Consider the following 14,385-nt stretch of genomic DNA (forward strand, 5'->3'; position numbering starts at 1 on the left):
GTCCGACACCCGACCTGCGTCGCACGATGAGTGCCGCGAACGTTCCCCGCAGAACGTTCGCGGCACTTCGACGTGCATGCGGAGCCGCTGCAGATTCCGGTTCGCCCAGCGGGAATGCCCTACAGTAATACCGATGAGTACCGCCGGATTCGACTTCGCGAGCGGCAACCTCTCGAAGCTCCTCGCCCTCCCGAAGTACCTGCTGTCGTTGGTCCTCTCGTGGTTCGTCCCTCGCGTCCGTTCCCGCTGGGCATTCGGCAGCGGGGCCGGAGTCGGGGAGGGTGCGCTCGCCGTCGCGCGTCGGCTGCGCATCGAGCAGCCGGACGCCGAGATCGCCTGGCTCGTCGCCGACGCGGATGAAGCGGACCGTGCGCGCGCCGAGGGGTTCACGGCGGTGGAGCGGCGCGGCCGGGCAGGCTTCTGGACGACGCTGCGGGCCGGTCACATCGTCGTCACCCATGGGTTGGGCGATTTGAACCGCTTCGGTGTCGCCGGAGGCTTCATCGTGCAGCTGTGGCACGGCGCCCCGCTCAAGCGCCTCCACTTCGATTCGCCCGTCACCACGAAGGTGGCCGGTCCGCCGCTGATCCGCGCGCTGCTGCGACGGATGTACCGCGCCGGATCCCGGCAGGTGGACCTCTACGTCGCGGGATCGCCCCTCGCGGCCGAACGCCTTCGCTCGGCCTTTCGAGTGGCTCCCGGCAAGGTGCGCGTGCTGGGGGACCCGCGCGACGACGCGCTCGCACGGCAAGCCTCGGAGACCGATGGCGAAGCCCAGGCTCGCGCAGCCGTGCGGTCGATTCTTGAGCAGGCGGGCGCTCGCATCGCCGAGTCGGATGCGCTGGTGCTCTACGCGCCGACCTGGCGGGACGGCGATCCTGACCCCGGTATTCCGAATGACGCGGAGGCGCGGGCCATCCGCGAGGCGTGCGAGCGCACCGGGGCGCATCTCGTCGTGCGCTCGCACCCGCTCGGCGGAGGAGCGTACGACGCTCTCCTCGGCGACCGCGTGCACGCCCTCGGTGCGGAACTGCTGCGCGACATCACGCCGATGCTCGGAGCGTTCGATGCCGTGATCACCGACTACTCGTCGCTCGCGCTGGATTTCGCCCTGCTCGAGCGCCCCATCATCTGGTTCGCTCCGGATCTTGAGCGCTACGGCAGCACCCGTGGCCTGTATGAGCCGCTCGAGGTGACCGCGTCGGGACGCGTCGCGCAGGATTGGGCGGAGGTGCTGCGCACCTGGGACGCCCTCGCGGTCCCAGCAGAGCGCCGAGCGCTCATCGGCGAAGCGCGTGCGCTCGCCGAACGCTTCCACACGTACCGCGATGGATGCTCGGCACAGCGGGTGCTCGGCGAGATCACCCGACTTCGCGCTCCGGCGGCGGAACTCATCGATCCCGAGGGCGTGTTCTTCGAGAGCTTCTACGGACGCCAGATCGGTTGCAACCCGCTCGCGCTCGATCGCGAGATCGCTCGACGGTTCCCGGAGCGGCCTCGGTACTGGAGCGTGGTCAGCGAGCGTCAGCATGTGCCGGAGGGTGCGGTGCCCGTGCTGGTCGGCGGCAGGGAATGGTTCGCGGCTCGCCGGTACGCGCGGCTCCTGATCGTCAACGATTGGTTGCGCTACGGCTTCCGCCGCCGGCGCGGGCAGACCGTGCTGCAGACCTGGCACGGCACCATGCTCAAGCATCTGGCGCTCGGGCGTCCGGACGTGGGACTGCGCACACGCATCGCCGTGCTCCGTGAGAGCCGCAGATGGAGTCTGATGCTCTCCCAGAACCCGCACTCCACCGAGCAGTTCCGCACGAGCTACGCCTTCCGGGGCGACATTCTCGAGACCGGGTACCCGCGGGACGACAGTCTCGCGCAGGCGCTCGCTGGTCACACGGCGAATCCGGTGGCGGTTCGTCTCGCCCGCGCCGAGCTCGGCGTACCGCCCGACGCTCGCGTGCTCGTGTACGCGCCCACCTGGCGCGACCGAGGCGTCACCCTCGTCGATGAACTCGACGTACGAAGCCTCGCCGAAGAACTCGGCGATGAGTGGGTGGTCGTTGCCAGAGGGCACACGCGAACCCACGACTTCGGGAGGTACGGGGGAGCGGACGCGCGCGTGATCGATGCCTCCCGGCATCCCGACGCCGCCACCGTCATCCTCGCGGCCGACGTGCTCGTCACCGATTACTCGTCCATCATGTTCGATGCCGCCGTGTCGCGAACGCCGATGCTCTTCTTCGTGCCCGATCTCGCCGCGTACCGCGACCGCGAGCGAGGCTTCACCTTCGACTTCGAGCGCGATGCTCCGGGGCCGCTCCTCGCCGCCCGCGAAGAGATCGTCTCGCATGCGCGCGCCCTCGCGGAAGACGGACCGGACGCCGAATGGCTGCGGCAGTACGAGCCGGCTGCCGCAGCATGGCGGGAGCGCTTCACTCCGTACGACGACGGCCGAGCCGCATCTCGAGTGGTGGACGCTCTCGTCGCGCGATCCTCGCTCTAGACGCGCGACCGGTCCACGACGCGGCCACGACCGAAGATGCGTCCGCCGCCGAAGACGATGCCGCGCAGGAAGCCCGCGCCCCAGCTGAGATGCATCGTGACGAGCGTCGTCGCGGTGAGCAGCCGATCGCGGATGCCGCGCTGATCGGGGATGCGGAAGACGGCGACGCCGATCCCCGCCAGGTAGGCGGCCATGGGCACCAGCAGCACCGTCCAGGCGGATGCCCACGGCAGGACGCCGATGGTCAGCAGGACGAGGGCGCCCGTACTTGCAGTCAGTCCGAGCACGAGAGCGCCCGGGGCGAAGAATCGCCACGGGTTCGCGCGACCGTACTTGCGCACGAGCACCGCGCGCCAGGTTCCAGTGGCGAAGAACTGCCTCGCCAGGTCGGCGAAGCTCGCGCGCGGCCAGTAGGTCACGCCGAGCGCGGGGGAGAACCAGACCAGACCACCGGCCCTGCGGATCCTGAGGTTCAGCTCCCAGTCCTCTCCTCTCAGTATCTCGCGGTCATACCCGCCCACTGCATCGATGGCCTCGCGGCGGAAGATTCCGAGATACGCCGACTCCGCCTCCCCGGCCGCCCCATCGCCGTGGTACGCGCCGCCTCCGAGCCCGTAGGGGCTGTTGTAGCCGCGAGCAATGGCGCGCTGCACGTCGCTCGCGCCGGCCGCACGCATGATGCCGCCCACATTCGCGGCGTGCCGGCTTCCGAGTATCTCGACCCCGAGGCGCGTGTAATCGGGGGTGAGTTCCGAGTGGGCGTCGACGCGGACGATGATCGGGTACCGGCTTGCCGCGATCGCACGATTGAGCCCCGCTGGAATGTCGCGCTCCGGATTCTCCACCAGGCGGACTCGCCCGTCCTCCGCCGCGAGCGACAGCGCGATCGCGTTGCTCCGGTCGGTCGACGGGCCCAGCGCGAGCACGATCTCCTTCTCGCCCGCGTAGTCCTGATCGAGGATCGTGCGGACCGCCCGTTCCAGGAATCCCTCCTCGTTCAGCACGGGCATGACGTAGCTCACGGCCGGGAGAGGGGGGAGGGCGGGGAGATGCACCCGTCGATCCTCCCATATTCCACGCCTGCGCCCGCTGGTTCAGGCGCTTCGACGCCGCACCCGGTTAGGCTTGCAGGATGCAGTTGGCGAAAGATGTGAAGCGCGCGCTTCGGCTCGGCAAGCGCGTGCTCAAAGGGCGTCAGGCGTACTTTCAGTTGCGTCAGCTGATCGAGGAGCGAGGGCCCATACCCGAGCAGCACTTCACCATCGGCGTGTACTTCGCCGATAGCGATGTGAACATCTACCAGATGCGGCAGTGGTACGCGCCGCTCCAGAAACTGTCGGAGCGTTGGCCGGTGCTCGTGCTCGCGCGGAACGCGTCGGGCGCGCGTCAACTGATGCGCGAGAGCGGACTCGCGGTCGAGTTCGTGCAGCGCGTGACCGAGATCGAGCGAGTGCTTGAGGAGCAGCGCCTCGACGTGATCCTGTACGTCAACCAGAACACGCGCAATTTCCAGATGATGCGGTACGGGCAGCGCTGGCATGTCTTCGTCAATCACGGTGAGAGCGACAAGATGTACATGACGAGCAACCAGTACCAGACCTACGATTTCGCGTTCGTAGCCGGAGACGCCGCGCGGGAACGACTCAGCCGGGCGCTCTGGAATTACGATGTCGAGGCGCGAACGATGTCGATCGGGCGGCCGCAGACGGATCACCTGGAGGGGGCCCCGCCCTTCACTCCAGACGAGCGAACCGTCGTGCTGTACGCGCCGACGTGGGAGGGTGACAGGCCGGCTGCGAGCTACGGATCGGTGGCCTCGCACGGCGAAGCACTCGTCCGGGCCTTGATCGCGACCGGACGGCACCGCGTCGTGTACCGCCCTCATCCGAGGAGCGGGGTCGTCGACAGCGAATTCGGCGCCGCGAATGCGCGGATCATCGCCATGATCGATGCTGCGAACCGCGCAGACCCCACCGCTCACCACGTCTATGACACGAGCTCGCGTCTCGGATGGCAGCTCAGCCTGCCCGATGTCGCGATCTGCGACATTTCGGCCATGGTCTACGACCGCCTCGCGACCGGGCGGCCGCTCATGGTGACGCGGCCGGCCTCTCCGGAGGCGGCAGTCGACGCAACCGGGTATCTGAGCGTGTGCGAGTGGCTCTCGGCCGCTGATACGCCCGATATCGCTGCGGTGCTCGATCGGGTGATCGACGACGAGGCCGCGCGTGAGCGGCTGGGAACCTGGTCAGCGCACTACTTCGGCGATACGACGCCGGGCGCCCCCACGCAGAGGTTCCACGCCGCGATCGCCGAGCTGCTCACGCGCGCCGATGCCGAACGGGCGCAGCGCGGACTCGGCTGAGCGGGTTCCCCGCCCGTGCTCGGCACGGGGCGCGGAGGGGACCACGGGGCGCGGAGCGGGATCAGACCGGGTGGTCGGCGTTGTAGCGGTCGAGCACGGCTTCGATGTCGCCGTCGAGCACGAGCCGACCGCGATCGAGGTACAACCCGCGCGAGCAGAAGCGCCTGAGGTCGCGCTCATTGTGCGAGACGAGGAAGAGCGTCTTCCCCTCGGCGAGGATCTGCTCGATGCGGGCATAGCACTTCGCCCGGAATGACTTATCGCCGACGGCGAGCACCTCGTCGACGAGGAGCACTGGTTCATCGAGCTGCGAGATGACCGAGAACGCCACGCGCACCTTCATGCCGCTCGACAGGTGCTTGAAGGGCGTGTCGATCACATCCTCCGCACCGGCGAACTCGATGATGGAGTCGAAGCGCTCGGAGATGGTGCGCTTGCTCAGGCCGTGCAGACCGGCCGTGAGCCAGACGTTGTCGCGCACGGTCAGATCGCCGACGAAGCCGCCGGTGATCTCGATGAGCGGCGCGACGCCGGCACTCACGTCGACGCGGCCCTCATCCGGGAAGAGCACGCCGGCGACCAGCTTCAGAAGCGTCGACTTACCTTGACCGTTGCGCCCGACCACGCCGATGGCTTCGCCCGCGCGCACGTCGAACGAGACATTGCGCAGCGCCCAGAAGTCACCCGGCCGCCCGCGCCGCGCACGACCGGAGAACAGATCTTTGAAGCTTCGTCGCGAGCCGCGATTGCGGCGGAACCGCACTCCCAGATCGTCGACGGCGATGATTCGATCGGCCGCCGGAGCGGCTGCCGGGGCGCCCAGATGCGATGCGGTCACGTTACAGCTCCTTCAACACGCCGCCGATGGCGCGGCGGAAAACGAGGATCCCGATTCCCAGGAAGAGAACCGTCATGGCGGTGGATGCGGCGATGAGCGGCCAGTCGAGCTGATCGGGGAAGAATCCGGCACGGAACAGCGCGAAGATGCCGGAGAGCGGGTTGAGCCATGCCAGCGGCCGGGCGAACTCGGGCAGATCAGCGGCACCGTAGATGATGGGCGAAGCGTAGAACAGGACTCGGAGGATGAGTTTCGTGGCACGCTCCAGGTCGCGGAAGAAGACGACGAGGGGCGCCACGATCAAACCGACGCCGAGCGTGAGCGCTGCGAGCAGGAGCACGGCCACCGGCATCAGCAGGATGCCCCAGCCGACCGGCGCTCCGCTGAGGATCGCGAACGCGATGAGCACCGGCAGGCTCAACAGGAACTCGATGCCCTTCGAGCAGACGATTCGGCCGACCCAGATCCAATGCGGCAATGCGACTGAGCGCACGAGCTTCACATCGCGCAGGAATGCCCGGGTGGAGTCTGAGATCGCGCCGTTGACCCAGACCCACGGCAGCAGCGCGGTGAGAAGGAAGACGATGTACGGCTGCTCACCGACCGTTCGCTGGAAGACCTGGGTGAAGACGAACCAGTAGATGAGGCTCATCAGCAGCGGATCGAGGATGGACCAGAGATACCCGAGCAGTGACGTCGCGTAGCGGACCTTGAGATCGCGCCGCGTCAGCAGCCACAGCGACGACCACGCGCTGGTGCGCCGGGTCCGAGAACGAGGTGAAAGAGTCACATTGCTATTCTGCCGTCTTCCGGCGGTCGGCGAGGCCACACGAACCGACCCCGAACCTTTGCTAAATTAGAACCCGTGCCGCCCGTAACCCCGTCTGCCCTGCCCGAGCCCGAACCCCAGAGGGGGTCGATGCCAAGTGAAGAGACGGTGATCGGCGAGATGTCGAGTGGGACGAGCGGGGGATCGCGATTGCGCCCCAGTCGAACGGCCGGTGGCGCACCGGCGTCCGCACCGATGGAGGGGGCCGGCGAATCCGCACCCGAACCGACTCCGGAACCGTCCTCCGCCGATGCGCACGCGCCGGAGAACGAGCCCGCCGCTGAGACGGCGCCGCGTTCCTCGGCCAGGGCTCCCCGGACCGGCCGCATCGAGGTGCCGGTTCCCTCGGTCGTGCGCGCACGGGAGCGCGGCCGCATCGCCGAGCAGAATCCCGTCGTTCTGCGCACCGAAATGCTGACGAAGACCTATGGGTCGCTGGTCGCAGCTGGCGACGTATCGATCGATGTGCACGCCGGATCCTTCACCGGGTTCGTCGGGCCGAACGGCGCCGGCAAGACGACCACGTTGTCGATGATCAGCGGTCTGCTCCGTCCCACCTCGGGTCGCGTCACCGTGAGCGGAGTCGACGTCTGGACGGACGGGCCCGCAGCGAAACGCCTTATCGGCACCCTGCCCGACCGCTTGCGGTTGTTCGACCGGTTGACCGGCGCGCAGCTGCTTTACTACAGCGGGGTGCTGCACGGCGTTCCGGAGGCGGCCGTTGCAACGCGCTCGGCGGAGCTCGCCGAGGCGTTCGGGCTCGAGTCGGCGCTCGGTCGCCTGGTCTCGGACTACTCCGCCGGGATGCAGAAGAAGATCGCTCTGGCCTGCTCCATGATTCACGCGCCGGAGGTGCTGGTGCTCGACGAGCCCTTCGAGGCCATCGATCCCGTGTCAGCGGCGAATGTGACGGACATCCTCGAGAAGTACGTCGCGGGCGGCGGCAGCGTGGTGATGTCGAGCCACAGCCTCGATCTCATTCAGCGCGTCTGCGATCATGTCTCGATCATCGTCGACGGCAGCGTCATCGCTCAGGGAACCGTCGACGCCGTACGCGATGGACTGAGCCTCGAAGAACGCTTCGTGCAGCTCACCGGAGCGAGCGACGCGAGGAAGGGGCTCGAGTGGCTTTCCGGCTCTTCCGACTCCGAGTAGCGCTGCTCGGCGGCGGCTTCCGCGGTTCGTTCGGAAAGGCACTGCGCACCACGCTGCTCTACGCGATTCTCGCCGCAGCCGCGGTACTCCTGGCGATCGCACCGACGGTGCTCATCGACGACCCGCAGCAACGATCCGCGGTCGATCTTCTCATCGGCGGCGCGGTGCTGCTCGGCGTGTTCCTCGTGCCGTTCTTCGAGAACCGCAGAATGCTGGAACCGAGACAGTTCGTCCAGTATCCGGCCGGACCAGGCGCGATCGCTGGCGGACTGCTCCTCTCGTCGGTGATCACCTGGCCGTTCTTCCTGCTGATCGTCTGGCTCGTGGCGCTCACTGCCACGCGTCCCGCCTGGCAGGAGCCAGCATGGGCGGCTCCCGTGGCCTTCATTCTTGCCGCGCTCTTCGCGGTGGCGAGCGCACGGGTCATGTCGCTCCTGTCCCGTCTGATCGCCGGGCAGCGGTTCGCCGGGGCGCTGCGCACGACAGGCGTCGTGCTCATCGTGGCACTCCTGCCGCTCGCGGTCTTCGCGGGTGCGACCGTGTTCGCTCCCGGCGGGTTCGACGCCGTCGACCAGGTCGTGGAGAAGCTCGCCTGGACCCCGTTCGGCGCGCCCTTCGCTGCCGTCGAAGCGGCTGGTGCCGGCGATCTCGACGCTGCAGGCATGTATCTGGCGATCGTCGCTGCAGCGATCGTCGTGCTGCTTGCCCTCTGGTTCGCGCTCGTCGCCGCCTCGAACCGGCGCGTTGAACGCCCGCTCTCACCCGGTGTCGCCCGCAGTGGTCTCGGCTGGTTCGAACGGTTCTCGGCACGGCCGGCACAGGTGATCGCTGCCCGTCAGCTGACCTACTGGGCGCGTGATCCGCGCTATCGAGTCGCACTGTTCGCGATCCCTCTGGCGCCTGTGTTCATGATGCTCGCGTTCTGGGTGGCGGGAGCCCCGCTCACGACGCTCGCGCTCGTGCCGCTTCCGGTCATGCTGCTTCTGCTCGGGTGGTCGCAGCACAATGACATCGCCATGGACTCGACGGCGATCTGGGAGCACGTCGCAAGCGGCACGCGCGGACGAGCGGATCGTGCCGGCCGCCTCGCACCCGTGCTGATGATCGGCCTACCGCTCGCGGTCATCGGCTCGAGCATCACCGTGACGATCGTCGGCGATTGGCGCATCCTTCCGGCCGTCGTCGGAATGAACATCGGGGTGCTGCTCGTCGCGTGCGCCGTCTCGTGCGTGTTCTCCGTGCTGACGCCCTACCCGGCGACGCGTCCCGGCGATAGCCCCTTCGTGCAGCCGCAAGGGGCGGGTACCGGTTCGGGCCTGGCTCAGACGATCGCGATGATCCTCGCGCTGGTACTCGCGGTGCCTCCGGTCTGGTTCGCCGTCAACGCGCTGGTCGACGTCGAGTTCACGGAGAACATGTGGGCACTCGCCTTCGGAATCGGGTACGGCCTCGTGGTGCTGGTGCTCGGCGTTCTGATCGGCGGATGGCTGTTCGATCGCAGCGGACCCGAGCTGATCGCCGTCACCCAGATCTTCGATTGAGCTCGCCCACGGCGGAGTAGACTGAGCGCATGGGTATCTTCACACGCGACGATTCCGACACCGGCGGTGGCACAGATGTGCTCGACCGCGAACTCGAGAAGCTGCTCGAGGATTCGCAGATCGAGGACGGAGACCACGAGCGCTTCTCGCACTACGTCCCGAAAGAGAAGATCATGGAGTCGGCGGTGACCGGGAAGCCGGTCCGCGCGCTCTGCGGTAAGAAGTGGACGCCGTCGCGTGATCCGGAGAAGTTTCCGGTCTGCCCCGACTGCAAGCGGGTCTACGAGCGGATGCGCAAGTAGCGCGTCTCCGCTCAGCGGTACTCGGTGGGGATCGCGGGGTCGCCCCGCGTCAGGCTCATCGCGACCGGGGGGAGCTCCGCCACGCTGGTGCGATGCCGTTCGCGCGCCGCAGCGATGCCGTCTCGCCCCGTGAATCCCGGCTGGACGGTTCCGCCGACGATGAGTGGTTCGAGCACGGTTCGCCCGTCCGAGTCCTGCCCCTCGCTCGTACCTCCGGGGCCGTCGCCGAGCAGAATGAGCTCCTTCGTGGCAACGCCTGCAGCCGTACGTGCACGGCGCACGCTCTTGCGGCCGCCGACTGACGCCTTCTCCGCCGATTTCTTCGCAACCGACACCCACGCACCCGATGCATCCTCGTGGGCGACCAGCTTGTAGACCATGCCCATCGTCGGGGTGCCGGAGCCCACGACGACCGAGGTGCCGACGCCGAAGCTGTCGACCGGGGCGGCAGCGAGGGCTGCGACGGTGTGCTCGTCGAGGTCGTTCGTCACGGTGATGCGCGTGCGAGTGGCGCCGAGTTCGTCGAGGAGGTGTCGCACGCGCCGGACGACGACGGGAAGGTCTCCGGAATCGATGCGCACGGCGCCGAGCTCGATACCCGCGACCTCGATCGCCGTGCGGACGCCCTGTTCGATGTCGTACGTATCGACCAGCAGTGTCGTCCCGGTGCCGAGCGCCGCGATCTGGGCGGCGAATGCGTCGCGCTCGGTCTCGTGCAGCAGAGTGAAGCTGTGAGCCGCGGTGCCCATCGTGGGAATGCCGTAGCTGCGTCCGGCTTCGAGATTCGACGTCGCCGTGAACCCGGCGATGTAGGCGGCGCGCGCAGCGGCGATGGCGCTGTACTCGCCGGTTCGTCGCGACCCCATCTCGGCAAGCGGTTTTCCGGCAGCGGCGTGCACCATGCGAGAGGCGGCGGTCGCCACGGCGGAGTCGGCGTTCAGGATGCTCAGCGAGAGCGTCTCGAGGAGCACGCCCTCGGCGAAGCTGGACTCGACGGTGAGCAGCGGGGATCCGGGGAAGAAGACCTCCCCCTCGGGATACCCCCAGATGTTGCCGGTGAACCGGAAATCGGCGAGCCAGTCGAGCGTTCGTGCGCTGACGACCTGCTGCTCGTTCAGGAACGAGAGCTCCTGGTCGGTGAATCGGAAGCGCTCGATGGCTTCGAGGAGGCGCCCGGTGCCGGCGACGACTCCGTAGCGTCGCGCTCCGGAGAGCCGTCTCGCGAAGAGTTCGAACACGCTGCGCCGGTGAGCGGTGCCGGCTTGCAGCGCCGCATCGACCATGGTCAGCTCGTAGTGATCGGTGAGCAGCGCCGTCGAGGTATGCACGCAGTCAGCTTAGCCGGTCGGCCATCGGCGACGCGGGCGATCGTGGATCACCGGAAGTCGCGGGAGTTCACGCCGATCGGAGCGGCGAGCGGTTCGAATGTCTGCGCGATCACATTGACCACGCCCTCGGGTGACCGTTCGAGCACCCCGCGGATGATGAGCGCGGGTGACGCGCGGGCGACGAGCCGATTGCGCGCCCAGACCTGCGCCCAGGTGACGATGTTGACCGTACCCGACTCGTCTTCGAGCGTCAGGAAGGTGATGCCGCTCGCGGTGCCAGGTCGCTGCCGGTGCGTGACGAGGCCCGCGACCTCGATGACGGACCCGGGCGGGGTGTGCCTGGTGCGATCCGACCGGATGATTCCGCGCGCATCGAGCCCGTCGCGCAGCAGGGCGAGCGGATGCGTTCCGGTGGCGACACCGGTCGTCCACAGGTCGAGCGCAGTCTGCTCGGCGGTGTTGAGCACGGGCAGCAGTGGGGGTTGCACGTGCACCGCGATGCCCGGAAGAAATCGTTCGCGGTTGTCTGAGGCGGGAGCTGCGGCCCACAGCGCCTCGCGGCGGTCGAGGCCGAGGCTCTCGCACGCCCCGGATGCTGCGAGCGCCTCCAGCCGGGTGCGATCGAGGTCCGCCCGGCGGGCGAGATCGGCGAGGTCCTGGAACGGCGCTTCGGCGCGGGCGCGCGCGATGCGCTCCGCGGTCTCGCGCTCGATGCCGCGGACCTCGGTGAGCCCGAGCCGTACCGCGAACGCGCCGTCCCTGCGGTGCAGGGCGCTCGTGTCTGGAGCGTCGCGGACGAACGGGCCAGGTTCCGGGTGATGCGGCGCCAGGCAGTCGTCGGAGCCGGTCGGTGGGCGACGATCATGTGCGGCCTCGGCCTCCGATGCGGACGGTTCGGGTGATCGGCCTGGGTCGAGCGGCTCGAGGCTCGAGAGCGCTTCGGAACGCTGGACGTCAGGTGGGCGCACCTCGACGCCGTGCCTGCGGGCGTCCTCGGTGAGGGAGCGCGCATTGTAGAAACCCATGGGCTGCGCGCGCAGCAGACCTGCGAGGAACGCGGCCGGGTAGTGCAGCTTGCACCAGGAGCTGACGTAGACGATCAGTGCGAAGCTGATCGAGTGACTTTCGGCGAATCCGAATCCGGCGAACGCCTCGATCTGCTCGTACATCCGCGTCGCCTCGTCGCCCGTAATGCCGTTGTCGGCCATGCCGTCGAAGAGCTTGGCTTTGAGGCTGTCGATGCGTTCCTGGCCGCGTTTCGAGCCCATGGATCGGCGCAGCAGATCCGCGTCTTCGCCGCTGCACCCGCCCACGGTCATCGCCATCTGCATGAGCTGCTCCTGGAAGAGCGGCACGCCGAGCGTGCGTTCGAGCACCGGCACCAGTTTCGGGTGCGGGTAGACGACATCCTCCTGGCCGTTCTTGCGTCGGAGATACGGATGCACTGCGCCGCCCTGAATGGGGCCGGGCCTGATCAGAGCGATTTCGATGACGAGGTCGTAGAACTTGCGCGGAAGCAGCCGGGGGAGCGTGTTCAGCTGCGCACGGCTCTCGACTTGGAAGACGCCGATAGCGTCGGCCCGGCAGAGCATGTCGTACACCCCGGCCTCCTCTTTCGGCACGGTGTCGAAGGTCCACTGCTCGCCGGTCGACTGCGCGATGATGTCGAAGGTGTGCCGCAGTGCGCTGAGGATGCCGAGTCCGAGCATGTCGAACTTCACGAGACCCATGGTTTCGCACCCCTCTTTGTCCCACTGCAGCACGGTGCGGTGCTCCATGCGTGCGTGCTCGATGGGGCACACCTCACCGACCGGCCGTTCCGTGAGGACCATGCCTCCGGAGTGAATGCCGAGATGCCGCGGCGCCTTCTGGAACGCCTGGGCGAGTCGTTGCACGGAGAGCGGGATCGGGCTCTCCGGATCCTCCTCGATGGTGCGATGGCGGTCGAGACCGCGCGTCCACGCGCGTTGCTGGCCAGCGCTGTATCCGAGGGCTTTCGCGGCGTCGCGGATCGCCGCCTTCGGCTGATAGGTGATCACGTTCGCGACCTGCGCAGCATTGCGCCGCCCGTAGCGCTCGTAGACGTACTGGATGATCTCCTCGCGTCGTTCTGAATCGAAGTCCACATCGATATCGGGTTCCTCGTCGCGCAGACTCGAGAGGAAGCGCTCGAACGGGAGTCCGTAGAAGATCGAATCGACCGACGTGATGCCGAGCACGAAGCAGACTGCGGAGTTCGCCGCCGATCCGCGCCCCTGGCACAGAATCTCCCTGCTGCGTGCTTCGCGAACGAGATCGTGCACGATCAGGAAATAGCCGGGAAAGTCCTTCTGCTCGATGACTTCGAGCTCCCGCTCGATGCGAGACCGATGGCTCTCGGGCAGTGCGATGCCGTAGCGTCGTTCGGCGCCGGCCCAGACGAGGGATCGCAACCAGCTCATCTGCGTGTGACCGTCCGGCACGTCGAGCTTCGGGAGGCGCGGTCGAGCCGCGCGCAGCGGAAAGGCGAGTTCCTCGGCGAGCGGGACCGTGCGCGCGATGGCATCGGGGTGCCTGGCGAAGCGTCGCAGCATCGCGGCGCCGCTGCGCAGATGGGCGGCACCGGAGGCGGGGAGGTGCGGGTCGAGTTCTGCGAGGCTCCGCCGTGCGCGCACCGCAGCCATCGACTCGGCGAGCGGCGCATCGGCAGCGGTGGCGTAGTGCACGTTTCCGGTCACGAGAGTGGGAAGGCCGCGAGCGGCTGCGAGTTCGGCGAGACGGTCGTTTCGTGAATCGTCATCCGGATGCCCGTGGTGGCTGAGTTCGACGTGCACATTGTCGTGCCCGAAGAGCGCGGTCAGCCGGTCGAGCTCGATGAGCGCTTGGGCATCGCCAGCGGCGCGGGTGGCTGCGCCGTCGAGCGCGCGGCGCACCGATCCCTTGCGGCACCCCGTCAGGATCACCCATTCGTTCCCGCCCGCAGCAGCGAGGGCCTCGAGATCGTAGACCGGTCGCCCCTTCTCGCCGCCGCCGAGCTGAGCCTCGGTGATGGCGGCGGCGAGCCGGTGATAGCCGCTCGCGCCGCGGGCGAGCACGAGCAGATGAGAGCCCATGGGATCGGCGACCCCGAGCTGGGGGGTGTCGAGGCCGAGCGAGAGCTCGGCGCCGTAGACCGTGAGCGGGGCCGTCTCCCCGGACTGCCGAGCACGAGCGTCGGCGGCGTCGGCGGCGTCGGCGAACGACGCGGCACCGTAGAAGCCGTCATGGTCGGTGAGCGCGATGCCCGATAACCGCAGGCGCGCTGCCTCGGCGATGAGCTGCTCGGGGGAGGACGCTCCATCGAGAAAGCTGAAATGGGAGTGAGCGTGGAGTTCGGCGTAGGGCACGACCGAATCAGTGCTCGGTGCAGCAGGGGCAGTCGGTTCGGCGGAGTCCGCTCCCGCATCCTCGTCGCCTCCGACCGAGTCAGGGGCGCGGCCCGAGAGCCGCCGCTCGAACTCGTTCCATGAGAGCGAGGAATTGCTCCAGCGCATGAGACCTCCGGACACGGA

General features: G+C 68.1%; 10 protein-coding genes. 5 read left to right on the top strand and 5 right to left on the bottom strand.

Going from position 1 to position 14,385, the window contains the following annotated elements; genetic code table 11:
• The first annotated feature begins 133 nt into the window (after positions 1 to 133).
• Positions 134 to 2,497: a CDP-glycerol glycerophosphotransferase family protein gene (locus JSQ98_RS01625; RefSeq protein WP_211648076.1), complete on the top strand. Its 2,364-nt coding sequence runs from the start codon at positions 134 to 136 to the stop codon at positions 2,495 to 2,497.
• On the opposite strand, the gene JSQ98_RS01630 is transcribed toward JSQ98_RS01625, so the two are convergent.
• Entirely contained in the window at positions 2,494 to 3,552 is a 1,059-nt protein-coding gene (locus tag JSQ98_RS01630; protein WP_090148171.1) for a glycosyltransferase, read from the bottom strand. The genes JSQ98_RS01625 and JSQ98_RS01630 overlap by 4 nt on opposite strands.
• A gap of 77 nt (positions 3,553 to 3,629) precedes the next feature.
• Between JSQ98_RS01630 and JSQ98_RS01635 the strand changes: the two genes are divergently transcribed.
• A complete protein-coding gene (locus JSQ98_RS01635) occupies positions 3,630 to 4,862 on the top strand; it encodes a CDP-glycerol glycerophosphotransferase family protein (RefSeq protein WP_211648078.1) in 1,233 nt (410 codons plus the stop codon).
• 61 nt (positions 4,863 to 4,923) lie between these two features.
• Here JSQ98_RS01635 and JSQ98_RS01640 read toward each other — a convergent pair whose 3' ends face one another.
• Both JSQ98_RS01640 and JSQ98_RS01645 read right to left on the bottom strand, forming a co-directional pair.
• Positions 4,924 to 5,700, bottom strand: a complete 777-nt coding sequence (locus tag JSQ98_RS01640; RefSeq protein WP_336661567.1) for an ABC transporter ATP-binding protein — start codon at positions 5,698 to 5,700, stop codon at positions 4,924 to 4,926.
• 1 nt (position 5,701) lies between these two features.
• Positions 5,702 to 6,490 (bottom strand): ABC transporter permease, encoded by a 789-nt coding sequence (locus JSQ98_RS01645; protein ID WP_090148177.1) that lies wholly within the window; start codon positions 6,488 to 6,490, stop codon positions 5,702 to 5,704.
• 129 nt (positions 6,491 to 6,619) lie between these two features.
• On the opposite strand from JSQ98_RS01645, the gene JSQ98_RS01650 reads away from it, so the two are divergent.
• The 3 genes from JSQ98_RS01650 to JSQ98_RS01660 are packed head-to-tail and all read left to right on the top strand — an operon-like array spanning position 6,620 to position 9,527.
• Positions 6,620 to 7,684 carry an ABC transporter ATP-binding protein gene (locus JSQ98_RS01650; protein WP_090148180.1) on the top strand — a complete coding sequence of 355 codons (1,065 nt, stop codon included), beginning with the start codon at positions 6,620 to 6,622 and terminating at the stop codon, positions 7,682 to 7,684.
• Positions 7,654 to 9,225 (top strand): hypothetical protein, encoded by a 1,572-nt coding sequence (locus tag JSQ98_RS01655; protein WP_211648080.1) that lies wholly within the window; start codon positions 7,654 to 7,656, stop codon positions 9,223 to 9,225. The genes JSQ98_RS01650 and JSQ98_RS01655 overlap by 31 nt, the downstream gene beginning before the upstream one ends.
• A gap of 29 nt (positions 9,226 to 9,254) precedes the next feature.
• The gene (locus tag JSQ98_RS01660; RefSeq protein ID WP_090148186.1) at positions 9,255 to 9,527 is read left to right on the top strand and encodes a DUF3039 domain-containing protein; all 273 of its coding nucleotides are present in this window, start codon (positions 9,255 to 9,257) and stop codon (positions 9,525 to 9,527) included.
• A gap of 11 nt (positions 9,528 to 9,538) precedes the next feature.
• Here the strand turns inward: JSQ98_RS01660 and JSQ98_RS01665 are convergent, their stop codons facing one another.
• Complete coding sequence (locus tag JSQ98_RS01665; protein ID WP_211648081.1) at positions 9,539 to 10,855, bottom strand: nicotinate phosphoribosyltransferase; 1,317 nt, start codon at positions 10,853 to 10,855, stop codon at positions 9,539 to 9,541.
• Between the two features lie 47 nt (positions 10,856 to 10,902).
• Positions 10,903 to 14,367: an error-prone DNA polymerase gene (locus JSQ98_RS01670; protein WP_211648082.1), complete on the bottom strand. Its 3,465-nt coding sequence runs from the start codon at positions 14,365 to 14,367 to the stop codon at positions 10,903 to 10,905.
• Positions 14,368 to 14,385: the final 18 nt, after the last annotated feature.

This window comes from Leucobacter manosquensis (assembly GCF_018304845.1).
Lineage (GTDB): Bacteria > Actinomycetota > Actinomycetes > Actinomycetales > Microbacteriaceae > Leucobacter > Leucobacter alluvii.

Excerpts from the sequence above, each read along its gene's own strand:
- JSQ98_RS01625 (WP_211648076.1), top strand. The coding sequence starts at position 134 with ATGAGTACCGCCGGATTCGACTTCGCGAGCGGCAACCTCTCGAAGCTC.
- JSQ98_RS01635 (WP_211648078.1), top strand. The coding sequence starts at position 3,630 with ATGCAGTTGGCGAAAGATGTGAAGCGCGCGCTTCGGCTCGGCAAGCGC.
- JSQ98_RS01650 (WP_090148180.1), top strand. The coding sequence starts at position 6,620 with ATGCCAAGTGAAGAGACGGTGATCGGCGAGATGTCGAGTGGGACGAGC.
- JSQ98_RS01660 (WP_090148186.1), top strand. The coding sequence starts at position 9,255 with ATGGGTATCTTCACACGCGACGATTCCGACACCGGCGGTGGCACAGAT.
- JSQ98_RS01670 (WP_211648082.1), bottom strand. The coding sequence starts at position 14,367 with ATGCGCTGGAGCAATTCCTCGCTCTCATGGAACGAGTTCGAGCGGCGG.